General features: G+C 58.3%; 21 protein-coding genes, 4 tRNA genes and 1 pseudogene. 7 read left to right on the forward strand and 19 right to left on the reverse strand.

Annotated elements, in window-relative coordinates; translation table 11 throughout:
* Window positions 1-296: 296 nt before the first annotated feature.
* The 5 genes from pgfA to rplJ all read right to left on the reverse strand — a co-directional run bounded on the left by pgfA (window position 297) and on the right by rplJ (window position 3148).
* Window positions 297-1310 (reverse strand): cell envelope lipid trafficking protein PgfA, encoded by a 1014-nt coding sequence (gene pgfA, locus ABRP64_RS03825; protein WP_349865471.1) that lies wholly within the window; start codon window positions 1308-1310, stop codon window positions 297-299.
* Between the two features lie 67 nt (window positions 1311-1377).
* Window positions 1378-1722, reverse strand: a complete 345-nt coding sequence (locus tag ABRP64_RS03830; RefSeq protein WP_349858651.1) for a HigA family addiction module antitoxin — start codon at window positions 1720-1722, stop codon at window positions 1378-1380.
* The gene (locus ABRP64_RS03835; protein ID WP_284642670.1) at window positions 1697-1975 is read right to left on the reverse strand and encodes a type II toxin-antitoxin system RelE/ParE family toxin; all 279 of its coding nucleotides are present in this window, start codon (window positions 1973-1975) and stop codon (window positions 1697-1699) included. The genes ABRP64_RS03830 and ABRP64_RS03835 overlap by 26 nt, the downstream gene beginning before the upstream one ends.
* 173 nt (window positions 1976-2148) lie before the next feature.
* Window positions 2149-2538 carry a 50S ribosomal protein L7/L12 gene (gene rplL / locus ABRP64_RS03840; RefSeq protein ID WP_005276856.1) on the reverse strand — a complete coding sequence of 130 codons (390 nt, stop codon included), beginning with the start codon at window positions 2536-2538 and terminating at the stop codon, window positions 2149-2151.
* Window positions 2539-2626: 88 nt separating this feature from the next.
* Window positions 2627-3148: a 50S ribosomal protein L10 gene (gene rplJ, locus ABRP64_RS03845; protein WP_023025159.1), complete on the reverse strand. Its 522-nt coding sequence runs from the start codon at window positions 3146-3148 to the stop codon at window positions 2627-2629.
* Window positions 3149-3434: 286 nt separating this feature from the next.
* Here rplJ and ABRP64_RS03850 point away from each other — a divergent pair.
* A pseudogene (locus ABRP64_RS03850) lies at window positions 3435-4772 on the forward strand (cryptochrome/photolyase family protein).
* Between the two features lie 110 nt (window positions 4773-4882).
* Here the strand turns inward: ABRP64_RS03850 and rplA are convergent.
* The 7 genes from rplA to ABRP64_RS03885 form a co-directional block, all read right to left on the reverse strand.
* Window positions 4883-5587: a 50S ribosomal protein L1 gene (gene rplA, locus ABRP64_RS03855; protein WP_284770898.1), complete on the reverse strand. Its 705-nt coding sequence runs from the start codon at window positions 5585-5587 to the stop codon at window positions 4883-4885.
* 68 nt (window positions 5588-5655) lie between these two features.
* Complete coding sequence (gene rplK / locus ABRP64_RS03860; protein ID WP_023016714.1) at window positions 5656-6099, reverse strand: 50S ribosomal protein L11; 444 nt, start codon at window positions 6097-6099, stop codon at window positions 5656-5658.
* Window positions 6100-6269: 170 nt separating this feature from the next.
* Window positions 6270-7157, reverse strand: a complete 888-nt coding sequence (gene nusG / locus ABRP64_RS03865) for a transcription termination/antitermination protein NusG (protein WP_284770897.1) — start codon at window positions 7155-7157, stop codon at window positions 6270-6272.
* Window positions 7158-7286: 129 nt separating this feature from the next.
* A complete protein-coding gene (secE, locus tag ABRP64_RS03870; RefSeq protein WP_284770896.1) occupies window positions 7287-7619 on the reverse strand; it encodes a preprotein translocase subunit SecE in 333 nt (110 codons plus the stop codon).
* A 173-nt stretch (window positions 7620-7792) separates the two neighbouring features.
* Window positions 7793-7865 (reverse strand) — tRNA-Trp (locus tag ABRP64_RS03875).
* A 137-nt stretch (window positions 7866-8002) separates the two neighbouring features.
* A tRNA-Met gene (locus ABRP64_RS03880) sits at window positions 8003-8074 on the reverse strand.
* Between the two features lie 48 nt (window positions 8075-8122).
* A tRNA-Thr gene (locus ABRP64_RS03885) sits at window positions 8123-8198 on the reverse strand.
* Window positions 8199-8372: 174 nt separating this feature from the next.
* On the opposite strand from ABRP64_RS03885, the gene ABRP64_RS03890 reads away from it, so the two are divergent.
* From ABRP64_RS03890 to ABRP64_RS03910, 5 genes are all read left to right on the forward strand, one after another.
* The gene (locus ABRP64_RS03890) at window positions 8373-9329 is read left to right on the forward strand and encodes a sugar-binding transcriptional regulator (RefSeq protein ID WP_349865474.1); all 957 of its coding nucleotides are present in this window, start codon (window positions 8373-8375) and stop codon (window positions 9327-9329) included.
* Between the two features lie 92 nt (window positions 9330-9421).
* On the forward strand, window positions 9422-10147 hold the full coding sequence (gene deoD, locus ABRP64_RS03895) for a purine-nucleoside phosphorylase (protein WP_349865476.1): 726 nt from the start codon (window positions 9422-9424) through the stop codon (window positions 10145-10147).
* Window positions 10148-10175: 28 nt separating this feature from the next.
* The gene (locus tag ABRP64_RS03900; RefSeq protein WP_284819194.1) at window positions 10176-11531 is read left to right on the forward strand and encodes an MFS transporter; all 1356 of its coding nucleotides are present in this window, start codon (window positions 10176-10178) and stop codon (window positions 11529-11531) included.
* Between the two features lie 11 nt (window positions 11532-11542).
* Entirely contained in the window at window positions 11543-12202 is a 660-nt protein-coding gene (gene deoC, locus ABRP64_RS03905) for a deoxyribose-phosphate aldolase (protein WP_284819192.1), read from the forward strand.
* A gap of 3 nt (window positions 12203-12205) precedes the next feature.
* Complete coding sequence (locus ABRP64_RS03910; RefSeq protein WP_349865479.1) at window positions 12206-13783, forward strand: phospho-sugar mutase; 1578 nt, start codon at window positions 12206-12208, stop codon at window positions 13781-13783.
* Window position 13784: 1 nt separating this feature from the next.
* Here the strand turns inward: ABRP64_RS03910 and ABRP64_RS03915 are convergent, their stop codons facing one another.
* The 4 genes from ABRP64_RS03915 to ABRP64_RS03930 all read right to left on the reverse strand — a co-directional run bounded on the left by ABRP64_RS03915 (window position 13785) and on the right by ABRP64_RS03930 (window position 16122).
* On the reverse strand, window positions 13785-14081 hold the full coding sequence (locus ABRP64_RS03915; protein ID WP_284849909.1) for a hypothetical protein: 297 nt from the start codon (window positions 14079-14081) through the stop codon (window positions 13785-13787).
* Window positions 14082-14312: 231 nt separating this feature from the next.
* Window positions 14313-14756 carry a hypothetical protein gene (locus tag ABRP64_RS03920; RefSeq protein WP_349865481.1) on the reverse strand — a complete coding sequence of 148 codons (444 nt, stop codon included), beginning with the start codon at window positions 14754-14756 and terminating at the stop codon, window positions 14313-14315.
* Between the two features lie 170 nt (window positions 14757-14926).
* Window positions 14927-15008 (reverse strand) — tRNA-Tyr (locus tag ABRP64_RS03925).
* A gap of 109 nt (window positions 15009-15117) precedes the next feature.
* On the reverse strand, window positions 15118-16122 hold the full coding sequence (locus ABRP64_RS03930) for a polyprenyl synthetase family protein (protein ID WP_284831023.1): 1005 nt from the start codon (window positions 16120-16122) through the stop codon (window positions 15118-15120).
* Between the two features lie 98 nt (window positions 16123-16220).
* Between ABRP64_RS03930 and ABRP64_RS03935 the strand changes: the two genes are divergently transcribed.
* Complete coding sequence (locus ABRP64_RS03935; protein ID WP_284770887.1) at window positions 16221-17489, forward strand: geranylgeranyl reductase family protein; 1269 nt, start codon at window positions 16221-16223, stop codon at window positions 17487-17489.
* A gap of 13 nt (window positions 17490-17502) precedes the next feature.
* Here ABRP64_RS03935 and ABRP64_RS03940 read toward each other — a convergent pair whose 3' ends face one another.
* The 3 genes from ABRP64_RS03940 to ABRP64_RS03950 all read right to left on the reverse strand — a co-directional run.
* On the reverse strand, window positions 17503-18207 hold the full coding sequence (locus tag ABRP64_RS03940; RefSeq protein WP_023016699.1) for a demethylmenaquinone methyltransferase: 705 nt from the start codon (window positions 18205-18207) through the stop codon (window positions 17503-17505).
* Window positions 18208-18218: 11 nt separating this feature from the next.
* Window positions 18219-19418, reverse strand: coding sequence for a glycosyltransferase family 4 protein (locus tag ABRP64_RS03945; protein ID WP_284770886.1), 1200 nt, complete (start codon window positions 19416-19418; stop codon window positions 18219-18221).
* A gap of 67 nt (window positions 19419-19485) precedes the next feature.
* Window positions 19486-19844 (reverse strand): DUF3592 domain-containing protein (locus ABRP64_RS03950; protein ID WP_349865484.1); only part of this gene is annotated, 359 nt, incomplete at its 5' end.

Below are 19844 nucleotides of genomic sequence, written 5' to 3' on the forward strand. Positions count from 1 at the left end.
TCTGGGTTCAGAATGCACAAAATCACCTTGTCAAGTCGGTTTTGCCATCACCAACCCGAAAGGCTAAATGTGCACCGAAGATCCAGATTCCAGCGCAACGAATTAGTGTATAGGAAAAACTCAGGTATGTAAAGACACACCACTCTTAAGGCTTTTTCATTCCGCGTTCGGGGGCAAGCTCTCGCTCGCCGCTGCGCCAACGCGGCAATAATGTTGCGCCGCATCTATCGGGGCAACCACAAGCACCGTACCACTAAAAAGTCATTCCACCGCAACCCGAACCGCGCTTAAGGCTTTTAGCTGGCACTTTCGCTATTGACTTTGGCTTTGTCCTTCTTGCCTCGCCGGCGAACATGCTTGTTTTTGCGGTCCCATATTCCAAGCGCCCCAATGACTCCGATAAAGGTGAGCACGATCCCGATGCCCAGGGCCGCCCAGCGCGCGATCTCCGCGACGTGGTTGCGTGGGAACGATTTCGCTTCCGCGATGAGAGCTGCGCGGCTTTCCTCTGAGGTAGCACCATTAAAGACGAAGGCCCGCTCGCGCTCTACCCCCTCGCGGTCCGCATAGTAATCATCGATATCCATATCCATGCCCACCACCAGGCCCGTGGCTTGGTCAACATAAAAGTCCCGGCTGCCCGAATGCATCAAATAACCAGGTTCCTGGCCCCCATCTTCCTTGGGAAAGGAGGTGGTATTGCCATCGGCCGCATAAAGCTGCGCTACGTTCGTCGGCTCGATTTCCTGGTGATACCGATACACTGTGCGGCCTTCTACTTCGGTCTCTTCTTCAAAGACCGCGTCCACCGCCTTACGTAGGGTGGGGTCAAAGACCGGGTAATTCGTTTTCTCCGCATCCGCCGGGAATTTCAGCCAGTAGCCATCGATAGCAACCTTCTCTTCGGGGCTGGCCAAGGTGTGACTGAGGCTAGCTTCTGCCTCTGCCTCACCGCTCAGGCGGTCAATGGGATAGGTCCAGACCTGCGCTTGGCTTAAATCGTCGAACCCTTGGCCATCGCCGCGCAGGCGCGTCTCCCCTATGCGCAGCGTCGCAGTATCTTCATCCGAAGGCTCTTGGATGCCCGCATTAATCTGGTAGGTCATCGGCCCGGAATACGGCGACGTTCCATCTTTATTAACCACTTTGGAATCAGCGGAGTCATCCTTAAGGGTCCACGTGGTGTTTTTGAGTTCCAACGGCAACCGCGGCGAGAAATTCAAAAACGCCGGCGCCGCTATTCCGGCGGCCACCAGCGCTACACCGAGACCTAGTAAAAGGACGGAAAAGATGCGGGACTTGGGCAGCATGGGGGCTAATTCTACAGCGCTAGCCCTCGAATCCTAGTTTCTAAAGGCGGGCTCGAGCGGACTAAGCCTAAGATTCCTCCGCCGTGTGCTTATCCCACGCGATAATGCCGCTCGTATCCGTCGTGCACCGAGCACACCAAAGGTCATATTCTTCTTGCAATCCCAACCAGAATTCGGCGGAATTGCCAAAATACGCCGAAAGACGCAAAGCCATATCCGCGCTCAATCCGATTCGCCCTCGGACAAGCTTCGAAATCTGGGATTTGCTGCTGAAAACGTCCTGCGCCAAGCGATATTGAGTAATGCCTAAAGGCGCCAAAAACTCTTCGCTTAATACCTCTCCTGGGTGCGGCACAGGGACTGTATCCAGTGCTCCTTCTGAGTCATTAGTGGTAATCGATGAAGTCAACATCGATAGCTCCCTTCTCTGTCCACCGGAAAATTATCCTCCACTGTGCATTCACTCGAATCGAATAAAAGCCTTCGAACTGACCTCTGAGCTTTTCCAGGTGATTCGCTGGTGGAACTCTTAAATCAGAAACTGTCGCAGATCGATCAATCATGATCAACTTCCGGCGTAATACTTTCCGTAATTCAGGAGGTACGTACTTGGGCGATTTACCATTAATGTGAAACAGCTCTAAGCTATCTCTCCTAAATTCCACAATCCTATAGTGTCACACTTTGAAACTTGAGTCTACCGCTGAGACCACCCTTATTAGAGTCGTCGCAACGCCCCCTTGAATCCAAGGAACCCGTAAAACGGGAGAAACCCCCATCTCCCACCGCGTATAGCGCGGTAAGAGTGGGGGCTTCGAAAGCGTGAAGCTCAGTAAAATTACTTGAGCTCGACGGAAGCGCCAGCCTCTTCCAGCTTGGTCTTAGCAGCCTCAGCGTCGTCCTTGGAAGCGCCTTCGATGATGGCCTTAGGTGCACCCTCAACCATTTCCTTAGCTTCCTTCAGGCCCAGGCCGGAGACGAGCTCGCGGACAGCCTTAATAACGCCGATCTTCTTAGCGCCAGCGTCGGTCAGAACGACGTCGAACTCGGTCTGCTCCTCAGCAGCGGAAGCGCCGCCCTCAGCCGGGGCGCCCGGTGCAGCAGCGGCAACCGGTGCAGCAGCCTCAACGTCGAAGACGTCCTCGAATTCCTTAACGAACTCAGACAGTTCGATGAGGGTCATTTCCTTGAAAGCTTCAATGAGCTCGTCCTTGGTGAGCTTAGCCATGATGGCAAGTCCTTTCTGTGTTGTGTGCTTGTTCCCCGGTAATGAGGTAGCAAACACGGTGTTTTATGTGTGCGTCTGTTGTGACGACTTAAGCTTCTGCTTCCTTCTTGTCCTGCAAAGCAACAACGGTACGAACCGCCTTGGTTGCAGGAGCGTTGAAGACAGCGGCTGCCTTCGCCATAGAACCCTTCATAGCGCCAGCCAGCTTTGCGAGGGTGGTCTCGCGGTTGTCCAGCTTGGCGATGGCCTGAACCTGCTCCGCAGACAATGCGTCGCCGTCCATGTAGCCACCCTTGATGACGAGTGCCTTGTTGTCATCAGCAAACTTGGTGATGACCTTCGCAGCATCCACTGCCTCGCCCTTGATGAACGCAATTGCGGTCGGGCCAGTCAGCAAATCATCAAGACCTTCGATGCCAGCTTCGTTGGCAGCGATCTTGAAGAGGGTGTTCTTGGCGACGGAGTAGTCAACGTCAAAGCCCAGGTTGTTACGCAGCTCCTGCAGCTGGGATACGGTCAGGCCGCGGTACTCAGTCAAAACGACGGAGCTAGAATCGGCCAGCTTTTCCTTCAGCTCTGCCAAGTCTGCAGTGTTCTTTGGGTTTGCCATTGTCTCTCGCCTCCTTCCAAAACATCTCTTTTATTTTCCGCCGGGGCCTTCCAAAAAGAAAAGCCCCGTGCAAGAGCACAGGGCGTGCGACATGAGAAATGCCGCGGAATGCGCAAAGTGTCTCCTGCGTGGGCCGCCTCCATGGTGGAGAACTTTCAATCCTTAATGGATAACCAACGGTCTTCGGTGAACTTTGACTCGGCCACAAGGCCGTTCAAACTTCATAAGGGATAATACCGTGCTTTCCTCGTATTCCCAAATTGCCCAGCCGCATAGGCTATCTAGTATGACTTCCCTCATGTGGTTTCGCGATGACCTGCGCTTATCCGATAACCAGGCCCTTACCCGCGCCGCGGAGGCCGCCACCGATAAAAACGGTTCAAAGCCAGAGTTAGTGGCCGTTGTCCTCGATGAGCCCGCCTACCCCAGCACCCGGCCGCTCGGTGGCGCCACTCACTGGTGGCGGGAGCGTTCGCTCCATGCCCTAGCGCAGGAGCTTGCCTCCCGTGGGGTGAAGCTTCTGCGCGCTACCGGCGATGCCCGCACCGTCATTCCCCGTATCGCCCACGAGGTTGGCGCCGATACCGTCACCTGGACCCGCCGCTACCACGGCCCGCTGCGCGAAGTCGACGCCACAGTAAAAGCAGCGCTCGCAGATTCCGGAATTAACGCCACCTCCTACCCCGGTTTCACCCTCGTGGAGCCATGGGAGGTAACTAATGGCCAGGGCAAGCCTTATAAGGTCTTTACTCCCTTTGGGGCCGCCGCGCGGTCCCAACTCGCTGATGACGAACCGCTGCCCGTGCCGGAATTGCTGTCGCGGCGGGAGATGGGGGCATCGGCAAGCAGCAGCTGGCCCGATCCCAGCGCCGCTGAACCGCAGTGGGCTGCGTCGCTCGCCCAGTATTGGACGCCAGGGGAGGCAGGTGCGCGCGAACGCCTAGCCCAGCTCGACTTAACTCACTATGCCAGAGAACGCGATATACCCGCGCACAACGCCACCTCTCTGCTATCGCCGCACCTGCGCTTTGGCGAGGTATCCCCACGCGAAGTTTGGGTGGCCGCCGCCGAGGAGCCCGACGCGGAGAAATTTCAGTCCGAGTTGCTGCGGCGCGACTTTGCCTGGCACCGGCTCTACCACCTGCCCGATCTGGCCACCCGCAACGTGCGGAAAAAATTCAACCGCTTCGACTGATCCTGGGATGACCCGCGGCTAAAGGATTGGCAGGAGGGTACGACGGGCATCCCACTTGTCGATGCCGGTATGCGCGAGCTCTGGCACACCGGCTACATGCACAACCGCGTGCGCATGGTGGTGGGTTCGTTTCTTACCAAGAACCTGGGAATCCATTGGCGCCTAGGCGAGGAATGGTTTTGGGACACCCTGGTGGATGCCGATGCCGCGTCCAACCCATTTAACTGGCAATGGGTGGCCGGCTGCGGCGATGATGCCGCGCCCTTCTTCCGCATCTTCAACCCTGAAACCCAGGCACAGCGCTTCGACCCCGAAGGCGCCTATATCCGCCGCTGAGCTCCCACGTTATCCGCCCCACCCATCGTGGATCTCAGGCAGTCGCGACAGGCGGCCCTAGATGCCTACGCCGAGATCAAAGGCGCAGACTAACGCTCAATACCTAGACTTTTCGTTCACACCGCAAGGCCTGTTGAACGATGCAAAAGACCCCAAGGAAAATCCTCGGGGTCTTCATTCACGCGCTATGCGCTATCACCGTCTTAGTCGGTGTAGCCCTTCTGCACGGAGCCGTCCACAGGAATGCCTGGACCGGAGGTGGTGGAGATGGTGGCACGCTTGATGTAGATGCCCTTAGCGGAAGCGGGCTTCAGGCGCTGGATCTCATCCATGAGGGCGCCGTAGTTCTCAGCGAGCTTCTCAGCATCGAAGGAAGCCTTACCAAGGATGGCGTGCAGGTTTGCAGCCTTGTCCACGCGGAAGGAGATCTTACCGCCCTTAACCTCGCTAATTGCCTTAGCAACGTCATTGGTCACGGTACCGGTCTTCGGGTTAGGCATCAGACCACGTGGGCCCAAGACGCGGGCGACGCGGCCAACCTTGGCCATCTGGTCGGGGGTAGCGATGGCAACGTCGAAGTTCAGGTTGCCCTCGTTGATCTGCTCGATCAACTCGGAGGTGCCGACGATGTCAGCGCCAGCTTCCTGAGCTGCGGTAGCCTTTTCGCCCTCTGCGAAAACGGCGACGCGAACGTCCTTACCGGTGCCGTTAGGCAGGGAAACGGTGCCGCGCACCAGCTGGTCAGCCTTGCGTGGGTCAACGCCCAAGCGGAAGACGACGTCAACGGTGGCGTCGAAGTTCTTGGAGGAGGTCTCCTTGGCCAGCTTTGCGGCCTCGATCGGACGGTACAGGCGGGACTTATCTACAAGTTCCGCAGCGGCCTTATAAGCCTTAGACTTGGTGCTCATTTAACAATTCCTTTTCTGGATTGGCGTGGTATTTGGCGGGCCGAAGCTGGCCCTACCACATAAAGTTTTTACTTCTCCGGTGCGCCATCGATGTTAAGGCCCATGGAACGGGCGGTACCAGCGATGATGTGTGCGCCGGCCTCGATGTCGCGGGCGTTGAGGTCCTCGAACTTGGTCTGTGCAATTTCCTTGCACTGATCCCAGGTGACGGTGCCGACCTTATCGGTGTGCGGAACACCGGAACCCTTCTGGACGCCAGCGGCCTTCAGCAGCAGCTTGGCTGCCGGCGGGGTCTTCAGCTTGAAGTCGAAGGAGCGGTCTTCGTAGACGGTGATCTCAACAGGAACCACGTTGCCACGCTGGTTCTCGGTAGCGGCGTTATAAGCCTTGCAGAATTCCATGATGTTGACGCCGTGGGCACCCAGTGCCGGGCCAACTGGCGGTGCCGGGTTAGCGGCGCCAGCCTCGATCTGCAGCTTGATGAAGCCAGATACCTTCTTCTTTGGAGCCATCGAATTACCTCTTTCCTGTGGTACCGAACCTGCGTCACGATGAATAACGCGGCCCGTCCGGATGCTCACCTCAGTGGGCCACCGGAGGATGAAACGATTTACGTGTGCGCACGCAAAAGGCGCACGGCGTTCCAGTCTAGAACACCGTACGCCCTGCACAAAATCATTTTTTAAGAAATGCGCTCGATTTCCGTCGGCGACAACTCCACTGGGGTTTCGCGGCCGAAGATGGAGACTAGGCCCTGCATCTTGCCGGTCTCCGGGTCAATTTCGGAGATGGTAGCGGACACGGCAGCCAGCGGGCCGGACAGGATGGTAACGGCCTCGCCCACCTCGAAGTCGTGGGCGTACTTCTTGGCCACTTCCTTCTCCGGCATTTCAACGACCTGCTCGCCCTCTTGCTCGTTCGGGGCGGCCTCGCCCTTGGTGGCGGGAGCTTCATTCGGCATGAGGAACTTAGCCACGTCGCGGGTCTTCACCGGCGTCGCGTTGCCTTCATTGCCCACGAAGGAGGTCACGCCGGGGGTTTCGCGGATGACCGACCAGGCGGCATCGTTAAGCTCAGCACGTACCAGAACATAGCCCGGCAGCAGCTTGCGCTTTACAATCTTCTTCTTGCCGTCCTTGTTTTCCATGATCTGCTCGATGGGGACGACGACCTCGAAGATGGAGTCTTCCACCTCAAGGGTCTGCGCACGCATGTCGAGGTTTGTGCGCACCTTGTTTTCGTAGCCGGAGTAGCACTGGATGATGTACCACTGGCCCGGCTGCTTCTTCAGCTCGCGGGTGAATTCGCGCAGGCGCTTGCGGTAAGCGGCGTCCTCAGCTTCTTCCTCGGTTTCGGCGGCGCTCTCTTCGGCGGACTCGGCCTCCGCCGCGGGGGCATCGGCAAGCGCAGCGTCTTCTGCGCCAGCGATGTCAGCCTGAGCCGGTGCTGCGGCCTCCTCTTGGGCGTCCTCGACTGCGCTGGCGTGCTCTGCAGCCTGCTCCTGCACGTTGGACTGCATGGCCTCCTCTAGGGAGGTTCCTGGGTTTTCGACGTTATTTTCGTCGCTCATGAGTGGTACTCCAAAATGTCATCGGCGCGTGTTGTAGAACCAGCCTACCCGCGGCGCGTGTGGGCAAAAAGTATCCCGCCGTTCCGGAGTGCGGAAACAGCGGGATAAAAGATTGTGGGGTCATTCTAGCTAATTAGTCAGAATCTTCTCAACTCCGAGGCCAGCCAGGGTATCGACGCCCCAAACAAGCGCGGTGATGACGATCAAGAAGGCGAACGTGATGAGGGTGTACTGCAGCATCTCTCCACGGGTGGGCCAGACCACCTTCTTCATTTCAGAGACAACCTCGCCGGGGAATGCGGCGACGCCGCCACCCGGGCTCTCGGTGCTGTTTTTATCCTCAACGCGGACCACGTTCTTCTTCGCCGAGTCCGTGGAGGTCGTGGAAGCCGCACCAGAAAGCTGGCGCTTACCGGTAGGACGCGGGGCCGCCGAGTCCTTCGGCTGCTGCTCATCGCTCACAGCTAACCCTCCTTGGGAAGTGAAATCTTTTTCTAGGCATGAACCTCCGCCCAGACATAACTTTGTCAACCCTAGCAAAAGGTGCACGGGCAGGAAAGCATGCCAGGGCGGGTGAGCCGCATCTGTGACAAAAATATCCCCGCCATCTGGAAAGCAGATGCCGGGGATCCTTGCAGGGGCGACAGGACTCGAACCTGCAACCTACGGTTTTGGAGACCGTTGCGCTACCAATTGCGCCACGCCCCTATTTTATTTTTCGTGACTCTAGAACGTCACGCGCCGATGACCTTACCAGATACCTAATTCCTCACGGAAACCAGTACACCGCTAAGGCCATAGGCACGGTAGTAAAAAAGCGCCGTAATGGCGCTTTTCTTTCCCGGTAGCGATGGCGAGAATTGAACTCGCGACACAGCGATTATGAGTCGCTTGCTCTACCACTGAGCTACACCGCCATGGTGAACACCTTCATCCTGCAGGAAGATATTTCCTCCAGACATGAATGGAGCCCCCTGACAGAATCGAACTGTCGACCTTTTCCTTACCATGGAAACGCTCTGCCGACTGAGCTAAGGGGGCACATCCCAGCATCAAGCACATCAATATTTCGTTGTGCTCTCCGTTGCGGACTTCAATAATGTAACCTGACACCTCCACTTTGCACAAATCGCCACGTCAGCACCCATAAGTGAAGAAATTTCCGGGGCTTATTCGATGCTGGTCCTCGCCACCCGGTGTGTTTGAATGAAAGGCATGCTGGATCATAAAGACTGTCTTTCTATCGACGCCGCGAAGCTCTACTACAACTCCGGGTTTTCACAGGCGGAGGTGGCATCTCACCTGGGGATTTCCAGGCCGACGGTCTCCAAATTGCTCACTCATGCCGCCGAGCGCGGCTTTGTCACCGTAAGTATTACCGATCCCCGCGAGCAGTCCGATGAGCTGGTTTCTGCGCTCTGCGAGCGCTTTTCGCTAGCCGATGCCCGCGTCACCGCCACCCCTCCCGGCGGATCCCTGCTCGCGGATTTGGGCAGCGCTGGCGCCGCCCTATTGGAGGAGCTCATTACCGATCACACCTCGGTGGGCTTGTCCTGGGGCGAAACCATGTCCGCGGTGGCCTCCCATTTGCGCAAGCGGCCACTGGAGGGTGTGGACATCATCCAGCTCAAGGGCGGGCATTCTCACTCGGAGCGCTCCACCAAGGATCTGCAGACTATGCAGGCATTTACCCAGGCCTTTAATGCCGAGGCACACCTGCTTCCCCTCCCGGTGATCTTCGATTCCGTCGAGGCCAAAGAGTGGGTCTCCCGCGATAGGCATATTGCCAAGATTTTGCAGATGGGGGCATCAGTAAGCGTGGCGGTATTTACCGTCGGCGCGATGAAGAAAGAATCGCTCGCGCTTAACTTGGGATACCTCACCGAAAGCGAAGAGGAAGAATTGCTCACCAATGCGGTGGGAGATGTATGCTCGCGCTTTTTCACCACCCATGGCGATGTTGCCAGCCAGGCGGTGGATGAGCGCACCGTTGGCATTAGCCTGAGCGATTTAGCAACGCGTCCCACCCGCGTCTTAGTAGCCGGCGGTGCCCAGAAGGCCGAGGCACTACAGGTCGCCTTGGATATGGGCCTTGCCACCCACCTAGTCACGGATCAAACCACGGCGCACAAACTGGTGAACTCTACAGAGAGTCGCCTTCCTCACCATTAATGCACATTTGTTAATTATTTCATTGACATTGGTGCCACGGGGGCTAAACTGACTGGTGACACAGTCCACCAGTCCACGTTGAGGAGTACTCCATGTCTCAGACCGAGATTTCCACCCCGCACATCAACCCGCACGGCGCCCCCATCGCAGAGACCGTTTTGCTGCCCGGCGATCCCCTCCGCGCCAAATTCATCGCGGATACCTTCTTGGAAGATGTCGTCCAATTCAATGAAATCCGCAACATGCTGGGCTTTACCGGCACCTACAACGGCAAGCCCATCTCCGTTATGGGCACCGGTATGGGAATTCCCTCTATCGGTATCTACTCCTGGGAATTGATCCATAAGTTCGGTGCGAAAAAGCTCATCCGCGTCGGCTCCATCGGTGCTATGCAAGAAGACATCGAATTGCACGATGTCATCGTGGCATCTTCTGCTTCTACCGATTCCAACTTCCTGTCACAGTATGACCTGCCGGGCACCTACGCCCCCACCGCATCCTGGAAGCTACTCAAGGCGCTGGTAGATGAGGCCGAGCGCCAAGATACCCCGATTCACGTGGGCAATATCCTAAGTTCTGACATGTTCTACCACATGGATAAGACCGTCAACGGCCGCTGGGCGCACATGGGCGTGCTTGGTGTGGAAATGGAATCCGCCGCACTCTATGCCACCGCCGCCGAGGCCGGTGTCGACGCCTTGGGCCTATTCACTGTCTCAGACAATGTGGTCAACGGCACCCAGCTTTCTGCCGAGGACCGCCAGAGCGCATTCCACACCATGATGAAACTCGCCTTGCCACTTAACGCAGTCGACTAAGCTCCTCTTCCCACAAAGGACAACTTCCATGCTGAAAAAAGTTAAGGCCATGCCGGGGGATCGCACCCAGGTTAACCCCAAGGCGGCCGTCCCTATCCTCCTTTTCGTCTTCGTCTTCTCCCTCATCATTGACAATGGATTCAAGACGATGACCATGCCGATCGCGGAAGCGCTGGAGATCTCCGATAAAACCGCTTCGCTGCAGGCCTCGCTGGCCGGCGTCATCATTGGTATCGGCGCCGTCGTCTACGCCGCCTTGGCGGACTCCATCTCTATTCGGAAGCTCATGCTTACCGGTATCGGGTTTGTGGCCGTGGGTTCCATCCTGGCTTTCATTTTCTCTGGTTCGTGGGCCATGGTGTTGACTGGGCGTTTGATTCAGACCACCGGTTTGGCCGCCGCTGAGACGCTCTATGTCATCTACGTGACCAAGCACTTGAGTGAGGATGATCAAAAGACCTACCTCGGCTTTTCCACCGCTGCCTTCCAGGCCGGCCTGCTCATTGGTGCGCTGACCTCTGGGTTCATCTCCACCTACGTGTCCTGGACGGCGATGTTCCTCATCCCCCTTATCCTCCTGCTCACCATTCCGCCCATCATTAAAAATGTGCCGGAAGATGAGGCCGTGGAGGGCCACCTGGACGCACTTGGCCTGTTCTTTGTCGCCGTCTTCGCCAGCGCTCTCATCATGTTTATGCAGGATTACGCCTGGTACTGGCTCGTCTTGGCAGCCATTGGCTTAGTCCTGTTCATCGTGCACATCAAGAACGCAAAGAACCCCGTGGTCACCCCGGAATTCTTCACCAATGGACGCTACGTGTGGACCATCGTCATGGTGCTCTTTGTCTATTCCACCCAGCTGGGCTTTATCTTCCTGCTTCCCTATGCAGCCCAAGACATGCACGGTATGAGCCTGGACCGTGCTTCGTTGTTGCTCATTCCTGGCTATGCCTGCGCCGTGCTCGTCGGTATTTTGTCCGGCAAGATCGGCACGGTGCTCTCGTCTCGAGCCACCATCTATACCGCTTTTGCTTTGGTTGCAGGTTCCTTATTCATTGCCGCGCTGTTTGCACAGGTTCACGTGGCTGTGCTTGTTATCACCATTATTGCCTTTGCCAGCGGCTTTTCCCTGATGTACGCACCACTGGTCAATACTGCACTGCGCAATATCACCGCAGCCAAGTCCGGTATCGCCATCGGCTTTTATAACCTCACCATCAATATCGCCATCCCGCTGGGCATTGCGTACACCGCCAAGCTGATGGAGTCCACCAGCTACACCACCACCCTGCTCATTCTCACCGTCATCGCTCTCTTCGGTTCCGCGCTGTACATCATTTCGGATCTGAAGATGGCTAAAAACGAACCCGCCCCAGTTTCCTAAAGGAGAAAATCATGACTTCCCAGAACCTCACCCGCTCAGACGTTGCCTCCTATATCGACCACACCCTGCTCAAGCCAGAGGCCACCCCGGAGCAGTTCCGCGCCTTGGCAGAAGAGGCCACCGAGCTTGGCACCTATGCCGTGTGCGTCTCCCCTTCCGCCCTGCCGCTCGAGACCCCAGAGTCCCTCCACGTCGCCACGGTCGTGGGCTTTCCTTCCGGCGCCGTCAAGCCGGAAATCAAGGCTGCTGAGGCAGCCCGCGCGGTTGCCGATGGCGCCGAGGAAGTAGACATGGTCATCAACATCCCGCTGGCCATCGAGGGCCGCGCCGAGGAGCTGCAGGCAGAAATCCAGGCCGTGCGCGATGCCATCCCAGGCAAGGTGCTCAAGGTCATCATCGAGTCTGCCGCGCTTTCCGATGCCTCCATTGTCCTCGCCTGCCAGGCCGCCGCTGCCGCTCAGGCGGACTTTGTAAAGACTTCCACAGGTTTCCACCCCGCCGGCGGTGCCTCCACCCACGCAGTCAAGCTCATGCGCGAGACCGTAGGCAACAAGCTGGGCGTGAAGGCCTCCGGCGGCATCCGCACCGCCGAGGATGCTCTCGCCATGATCGAGGCCGGCGCCAGCCGCCTGGGGCTGTCCTCCTCTGCCAAGATCCTCGAGGAGCTTTAAGCCATGTCTGTGGATAAGACCTTCGACATCAACTACGCCCGCACCTGGGCCGAACACGATCCGGATGCGGACACCGCCCGTCAGGTGCTCACGTGGATCGAGGAAGATAACTCCGAAGAACTCGCCGCCGCCTTCGCGGGCCCACTGAACTTTGGTACCGCGGGCCTGCGCGCCGCCGTGGGTGCGGGCGAATCCCGCATGAACCGCGCGGTGGTCATTCGCACCACCTACGGTCTTATTACCTGGCTCAAGCAGCAGGTCGATACCCCGGTCGTTGTCATCGGCTGCGATGCCCGCCACGGATCCGCACAGTTCCAGCGCGATGCCGCGCAGGTTATCTCCGCCGCCGGTGGTAAGGCACTGGCCCTGCCCGCGCAAAACCCGACCCCACTAACCGCCTTCACGGTCCGTTCTTTGGGCGCGGATGCCGGCATTATGGTTACCGCCTCCCACAACCCGCCTGCCGATAATGGCTACAAGGTGTACCTGGGTGGCCGCGTTGCCACCGGCCCGGGCGAGGGCGTGCAGCTCATCTCCCCAGCCGATAAAGAAATCGCCGCCGCCATCGCTGAGGCCCCCTACGCCGATGAGATCCCGCTGACCTCCGATCACATCGAGGACGTCGATACCCGCGCGGAGTACCTCGACCGCGCCGCCACGTTGGTCGGTGACAATACCGATATCACCATCGCGCTGACCGCCATGCACGGCGTGGGTGCCGAACTGGGTAAGGAACTGCTGTCTCGCTGCGGCTTTTCCGTCTCGCTGGTGCCAGAACAGGCCGCTCCTGACCCAGATTTCCCCACGGTGTCCTTCCCCAACCCGGAAGAGCCCGGCGCGCTTGATCTTGGAATTCAGCATGCCGAGAAAATCGGTGCCGATATCCTTATCGCTTACGATCCCGACGCCGACCGCTGCGCCGCCGCCGTGCCTACCGATGGCACCTGGCGCCAGCTCAGTGGCGATGAGACCGGCGCTTTGCTTGGCGATTACCTCGCCCGCCGCGGCGCTACCGGCAACTTCGCCAACTCCCTCGTATCGTCCAGGCTACTCGGGCGCATCGCCGCGCACTACGGCCTCGGCCACGAGGAAACCCTGACCGGTTTCAAGTGGATCGCCCGCACCCCGGAACTGGCCTTCGGCTACGAAGAAGCTATTGGTTTCTGCCCCGATCCCAACGCAGTGCGCGATAAAGACGGCATCTCTACCTCCGTGGTGCTCGCCAGCCTCGCCGCCGAATGCAAGGCAGCCGGAAGCAGCCTCCTAGGCCGCTTGGATGATATCTACGCCACGGTCGGCGCCCTGCACACGCAGCCGCTGACCTTCCGCGTCGAGGACTTGAGCCTGATTACCCAAGCAATGGACAAGGTCTCTGCTACCCCGCCGACCGAGCTCGCCGGCTCCCCAGTGTCCAAGGTGGAAAAGTTCGCACAAGGCTCGAAGTTCTTCACCGATAACGATGACCGCGTCATCGTTCGTTCCTCCGGCACCGAGCCCAAGCTCAAGTGCTACCTAGAGTCCCCCGACGCCGGTCGCCTCGATGCCATCGCGGCCGACCTGCGCGATTATTTTGGGCTCTAAGCTACTCTTGCAAAAGCCAAGCAGTAAGCTCTTGTACTGCTTGGCTTTTGCCTCCTGCATAATTCTTCTCTAGTTCTAAGGCAACCGATTCAAAGATTTTCTCAGAAAGTGCCTTAGCCCTATCCGCAGTAATTTGTCCGCGAAGATCATCTAGTGGAACAGCAATGGCAACATCTCTGCTCGGCCTCATCCAATAAGACTGCATATCCGCAGCGTAAATTTTGGGAAACGTACCCGAGATTTGGGATTCAAGCACTACATTGCCAAAAAATAGTGTTGTTAGCCGCCTTTCTTCCATGCCCTTCATCGTATGCGAAAATAAAACGCTGGAAGACTCCTCTCTCCCAAGATGAGACGGTGCCTGATACTTCTCAATGGGCACGAAAAGCCGATTCAAAAAGCATTAGACGAGCCAAACCGACTACTTGAACAAGCACAAGAGATGTTCAATATTCCGATACTCCGGGATCTGGGTTTATCGATTGCTAAGAGATCAAGAGTAGAGAATTCCCTCAACAGCGAATATCAACTATTTAATGGTGATATGACACGTGCCATCGGTACCAGAGCGACCTTTGGCAACGATTTCAGCACGGTCCAAATCCCCGTTATAGGTACTGGCTCCAGTTTGGATACTAGTTGTTGTGCTGGACAGTTCAACGCTATCCTCCTGCACAACTTCGTCGCCATTCATATATTTGATGGTTAATTCATCACCGGGTTGACCTTCATAGTGAATGTGGGGCGTATTCTTCTCGTTATCCATTTTCACCACTTGCGAATCGCACTCCCCTTCAGCCGTAACATTCCCAAGTATTGGAGCGTCTGAGGGACGGGGCTCAAAACTCTCCAGAGAAGTATCGCCATTATTCGGTGCCTCAGATTCTGCAGAGGGCTCAGGGTCTTGCACACCACAACCTACGAGCATTAAAGGTAAGCAAACAGTACTGATAGCAAGCTTATTCAACCGCATGCAGACACCCTATCAATCGTTCACGTACTGAAAACTAACCTTATTCTGGGCTATCACGAGCATCTGTTAGTCCTATTCAAGGTGTGCCGCGTCCCATAGAGCTTTCAGATCCGCCCTGCAGGAGAAAACGACGAAGCCCCACAAGCCTGTGCTTGTGGGGCTCTGTGTTGTGCCAGGTAGAAGATTCGAACTTCTGAAGGCAATGCCGGCGGATTTACAGTCCGCTCCCTTTGGCCGCTCGGGCAACCTGGCATGCACTCTGTGGTGCGTGTATGTACTTTACTATGAAGCACCCACCTACCTCCAAATCGCCAGCGCAGCGGGGAGAAATGGGGTGTGTAGGAGGGGTGCAGGCAAGCAGCTAGCCCACGCGGCGAACGGTGTAATCCGCGAGCTGGCGCAGCGCTTGGCTAGCGGAATTTTCCGGCAGTACGGAAAGCTGTTCTTCTACCGTGCGGAGGTAGGCGTTAATGTCCTCTAGCGCCCGCTGACGGCCGCCAGACTGGCGCAGGAGCTCAATGGCACGCTCGACCTCAGCATCGGTTTCTAGGGGGCCTGTCAGCAGCTCACGCAGCTGGTCTCCCACCTCGCCGTCCTCTTCCAAGGCGTAGAGGACGGGGAGGGTAAAGACACCCTCGCGCAGGTCGGTGCCCGGAGTCTTTCCGGACTCTTCTGGATCGGAGAAGATATCGATGACATCGTCCACAATCTGGAAAATCATGCCGATGGCACCGCCAATGCGGCTCAACGCAGCAGCGTATTCTGCAGAAGCGCCCGAGTGGTACGCGCCGAGGTAGCCGGCAGAGGCGATAAGCACCGCGGTCTTTTCCTGAATAACGGCCATATAGTGGTCCACGGGGTTGGCTTCGCCAGCACCAATGGTCTCGCGCATCTGGCCGGTCACCAGCTCTTCAAAGGTATCCGCGAAGTGGCCTACGGTATGGGTATCTAGTTGGCTCATCAGGCGGGAGGCGTGTGCGAGGAGGGCATCGCCGGCAAGGATGGCCACAGAGTTATTCCACCGGGAGTTGGCGGATTCCACGCCGCGGCGGCGATCCGCCTCATCCATCACATCATCGTGGTACAGGGTAGCAACGTGCACCATCTCCACAACGGTGGCGGACTTAATAACCTCTTCACAGCCCGGATTGGCGCCGTACTCAGAGGCAAGCAGTGCCATCATCGGACGAAAGCGCTTGCCACCTGCCTTGGACAGATGGCTTACTTTGTCCTTCAAGAAGTCCTGGCCGCGGTCAGTTTCACTGCGCAGCTTTTCTTCTACTGCTTCCATGCCCGCGCCAATGCGTTCATTAAGCTGTGGATCACCAAGATCCACGTGAGTGGCATGCGAGTGGCCGTGAGTCATTAAATAGCGTTCCTTGCAATTAAAAGCCAGAGATAATCGTTTATCTACCGTAGTCCAAACCAGCCCCCTTAACACACTTGAGGGGTTGAACTAGTGCAATGATAGTCCCTATGTCGGAACAGATCGATTCCCCCCGCCCTGTCGAAGTCGCCATCATCGGTGCAGGACCCGCAGGAAGTGCCGCGGCCACCCACGCCGCCCGCGCTGGCTATGAGACTGTCCTCATTGATTCATCCGCCTTCCCCCGCGATAAAACCTGCGGCGATGGCCTCACCCCGCGGGCAATGCACCAGCTAGATAAGCTCGGCATTACCGTTAACGCCTCCTACCGCAATCGCGGGCTTAAACTGCACGGCTACGGCGGGGACGTCACCGCCCCGTGGCCGCAGACCTACCCTTCGCAGGCAGGCACTGCCCTGCCGCGCTTTAGGCTTGATGCGCAGCTGGTAGAGGCCGCCACCGCCGCAGGTGCCACGCTCATATCCGGTACCCCCGCGAGCGCCCCGGTGATGGAGGGCAACCGGGTGACCTCGTTTCGCATTGGCGAGCAGATTATTCGGCCGAAATGGCTCATCGTGGCCGATGGCGTGCGTTCTGCCTTTGGCAAGCAATTGGGCCGCACCTGGCACCGCGATGAGGTCTATGGCATCGCCGCGCGCTCCTATGCCGCCTCCCCTCAGGCAACCGAGCCGTGGATGCACTCGCACGTGGAATTAAAAGACGAAGACGATTCCGTCCAGCCCGGCTACGGGTGGATTTTCCCGTTGGGAGCAGAGCTTGGGCAGGTCAATATCGGCGTCGGCGCGCTTTCGACCGCGCAGCGGCCGGCCAAGATTAATACCAAAAAGTTGCTGGAATTCTACGCCGCCCAGCAGCGCGCGGAGTGGGGCCTTGGGGACATCGAACACGTCACCTCTGCCCTGCTGCCCATGGGCGGGGCGGTCTCTAATGTGGCGGGGGCCAATTGGATGCTTATTGGCGATGCCGCCGCTTGCGTCAACCCCTTAAACGGCGAGGGCATCGACTACGGCCTCGAGACCGCAGCGCTCGCGGTGGGCATGCTCGGGCCGAAAGATTTCACCCTCGCGTGGCCAGCTACCCTGCGCGAGCACTACGGCGAATCCTTCCTGCTTGCGCGCACGGCCGCCCGCCTGTTGACCTACCCGCAATTCCTGCCCGTGGCGGGCCCGTTGGCGCTGCGCGGTCCGGTGGGCCGCTTGCTGATGCCCGCGGCAGCCCGCCTTATGGGCAACCTCATCACGGAGGAGGACCGCGACCTTATCGCCCGCCTGTGGCGCACGGCCGGCCGCACCGTTGGCACCGTCCGGCGCGATACGCCCCTGTGGGCCTCCACTGCGGCGGTCTAGGGAGCTTCAGGGGTTACTGTGGGGCATCGGCAAGCGGCTTCGTTGCCGAGTGCAAGGCAACGATACCCAGGGTGAGGTTTTGCCAGCCCGCGTTGGCCCAACCATTGCGGTTGATGGCCGCCGCCAACTCCTCTTGTCCAGGCCAAGCGCGGATGGATTCCGCGAGGTAAATATAGGCATCCGGGTTGGAGGAGACCACGCGCGCAACCGGGGGCAGCAGGCGCATGAGGTATTCCTTGTACACGGTGCCAAATACCGGGACGATGGGCGTGGAAAATTCCGCCACCGCCAGGCGCCCGCCCGGCTTGGTCACGCGCGCCATTTCCCGCAGCCCCAGCTCGTAATCGTGGATATTGCGCAGGCCATAGGAGATGGTGACGGCGTCAAACGTATTATCCGCAAAAGGCAATTTCATGCCATCGCCAGCCACCTTGGGCACGTCGCGCTCGCTTCCGGCGGCGAGCATGCCGCGCGAAAAGTCGCAGGCTACGCACCATGCACCGGATTTGGACAGCTCTTCTGTGGATACCGCGGTTCCGGCCGCGAGGTCGAGGACCTTCTCCCCCGGCTGCAGGTTCAGGCGCTCGCGGGTGCGCTTGCGCCAGCGCTTGTCCTGCCCAAAGGACAAGACGGTATTGGTGAGGTCGTATTTTTCGCCGACGGCGTCAAACATGCGCGCGACGTCGAAGGGCTTTTTATCCAGATCTGCCTTAGACACAAATGCCTAGTCTAGGCTACGCGGGCCCCAAGGGCACGAGCCGCCCACCGCGGCAGCTCCGGGCGCTGCCCCAAAATGGTCAGCGGCACCCGCCGGGTATCTTCCAGCACCTCTTCGTAGTAGCCCACCAGCTGCTCGCACAGCGCGGTCCACGTCTTCGAAGAAATGGATGCGCGGGCATTATCCCGCAATTCCGCGTGCACCTCTGGGTTTAAGAGTGCATCGACGGCATTGGGCAGGTCCTCGACAAAGCTATCCACGTCTAAAAGCAGGCCGTTATAGCCTTCCTGGATAAGATCCACGGGCCCGCCTGCCCGCGGGCCGATGGTGGGCACGCCAGAGGCTTGGGCCTCTTGGATGGACTGACAGAAGGTTTCAAATTCGCCGGCGTGCACAAAGACATCGAACGAGGCATAGGCCTGCGCTAGCTCCTCACCGCTCAGCGCGCCGGTGAACACGGCGCTGGGAAGCTGCGCCTCCAATAGCGGGCGCTCGGGGCCGTCACCGACAATAACCAGCTGAATATCCTCGCGGTCATTGAGTGCCGATAGGCGGTGCACGCCCTTTTCCGCGGCCAAGCGGCCGACGAAGCCGACTATGTTCTTCTTTCCGCTCCGGTCCCAGCTGCGGCGCAGGGATGCAGAGCGCTTTTCGGGATGGAATAGCTCGGCATTGACGCCGCGGCCCCAGTGGCGCACGTGCTTGATGTGGTGTTTTTCCAAGTCCCGGATGGTTAGCGAGGACGGTGCCAGGGTCATCTGGCAGGAATTGTGGATGGTACGCAGCCACTCCCACACGCCATAGGCCAATGCGGAGGCGTGGTACTTGGTGGCGAACCCGGCGACATCGGTTTGATAGAGCGCCACTGCCGGAATGCGCTGTTGGCGGGCCGAAAATGCGCCCGCTGCACCCAACACAAACGGGCTGGCTAGGTGGATGATATCGGGCTTGAACTTCCGCAGCGCGTCATCCACGGCCGTGGTAGGCACGCCCACCGGCAGCGAATCCACCAGCGGCACGCGCACGGTGGGCACGCGGTAGATGGGAAAGCCCAAATAATCGGGGATTTCTTCTTGGCCCTCGCGGGCACCGGGGGCGATGACAATCGCATCGTGTCCGGTTTCGTGCAGGTGCTCCAAAACGCGCAGCACCGAGTTTGTCACGCCATTGACATTGGGAAGGAACGATTCGGCCACGATTGCAACTCGCATGCCACCATAATGGCTTATTTTTCTCGGCCTTTGGTGAATCCAATGAAAAATCTAGGTAAATTATTTTTCAGCGGGATTTTTCAGCGCGGCGGGTGGTCAGGTTAATAAGCCGCCACAACCCCACTGCGCCAAGCGTCGACACGATGGCCACGGACAGCGCCGGTATGACCGCCAAGGTCCACTCGCGGCCTTCTACCTTCACCAAATCCGGGTTATCTTCGGCGTACTGCACCCATACCTGCTGTCCCTCGCCCAGGTCGGTGGGATAGAGCAATCCTTGCCGCGGGGCATGGTAGATCCCGTCACTATCTTGAAAATCCACGGTGGTGCGCAGCACGCCGACGTCCTTGACCGTTGCCAAGGCCCGGTTAGGCTGTGCGGAAATGGCGCGGTCATTGAGGAATGGCCCCACCACGAGGCCCACCG

The sequence above is a fragment of the Corynebacterium sp. KPL4015 genome (genome assembly GCF_040225725.1).
Classification (GTDB): Bacteria; Actinomycetota; Actinomycetes; order Mycobacteriales; family Mycobacteriaceae; genus Corynebacterium; species Corynebacterium rhinophilum.

Coding starts and splice junctions, on each gene's coding strand:
- nusG (WP_284770897.1), bottom strand. CDS start 7,157: ATGAGCGACGAAAATAACGTCGAAAACCCAGGAACCTCCCTAGAGGAG.
- rplK (WP_023016714.1), bottom strand. CDS start 6,099: ATGGCTCCAAAGAAGAAGGTATCTGGCTTCATCAAGCTGCAGATCGAG.
- ABRP64_RS03915 (WP_284849909.1), bottom strand. CDS start 14,081: ATGGAAGAAAGGCGGCTAACAACACTATTTTTTGGCAATGTAGTGCTT.
- deoD (WP_349865476.1), top strand. CDS start 9,422: ATGTCTCAGACCGAGATTTCCACCCCGCACATCAACCCGCACGGCGCC.
- rplL (WP_005276856.1), bottom strand. CDS start 2,538: ATGGCTAAGCTCACCAAGGACGAGCTCATTGAAGCTTTCAAGGAAATG.
- ABRP64_RS03900 (WP_284819194.1), top strand. CDS start 10,176: ATGCTGAAAAAAGTTAAGGCCATGCCGGGGGATCGCACCCAGGTTAAC.
- rplJ (WP_023025159.1), bottom strand. CDS start 3,148: ATGGCAAACCCAAAGAACACTGCAGACTTGGCAGAGCTGAAGGAAAAG.
- ABRP64_RS03930 (WP_284831023.1), bottom strand. CDS start 16,122: ATGACTCACGGCCACTCGCATGCCACTCACGTGGATCTTGGTGATCCA.
- ABRP64_RS03945 (WP_284770886.1), bottom strand. CDS start 19,418: ATGCGAGTTGCAATCGTGGCCGAATCGTTCCTTCCCAATGTCAATGGC.
- ABRP64_RS03910 (WP_349865479.1), top strand. CDS start 12,206: ATGTCTGTGGATAAGACCTTCGACATCAACTACGCCCGCACCTGGGCC.
- ABRP64_RS03830 (WP_349858651.1), bottom strand. CDS start 1,722: ATGTTGACTTCATCGATTACCACTAATGACTCAGAAGGAGCACTGGAT.
- pgfA (WP_349865471.1), bottom strand. CDS start 1,310: ATGCTGCCCAAGTCCCGCATCTTTTCCGTCCTTTTACTAGGTCTCGGT.
- ABRP64_RS03890 (WP_349865474.1), top strand. CDS start 8,373: ATGCTGGATCATAAAGACTGTCTTTCTATCGACGCCGCGAAGCTCTAC.
- ABRP64_RS03920 (WP_349865481.1), bottom strand. CDS start 14,756: ATGCGGTTGAATAAGCTTGCTATCAGTACTGTTTGCTTACCTTTAATG.
- rplA (WP_284770898.1), bottom strand. CDS start 5,587: ATGAGCACCAAGTCTAAGGCTTATAAGGCCGCTGCGGAACTTGTAGAT.
- ABRP64_RS03935 (WP_284770887.1), top strand. CDS start 16,221: ATGATAGTCCCTATGTCGGAACAGATCGATTCCCCCCGCCCTGTCGAA.
- deoC (WP_284819192.1), top strand. CDS start 11,543: ATGACTTCCCAGAACCTCACCCGCTCAGACGTTGCCTCCTATATCGAC.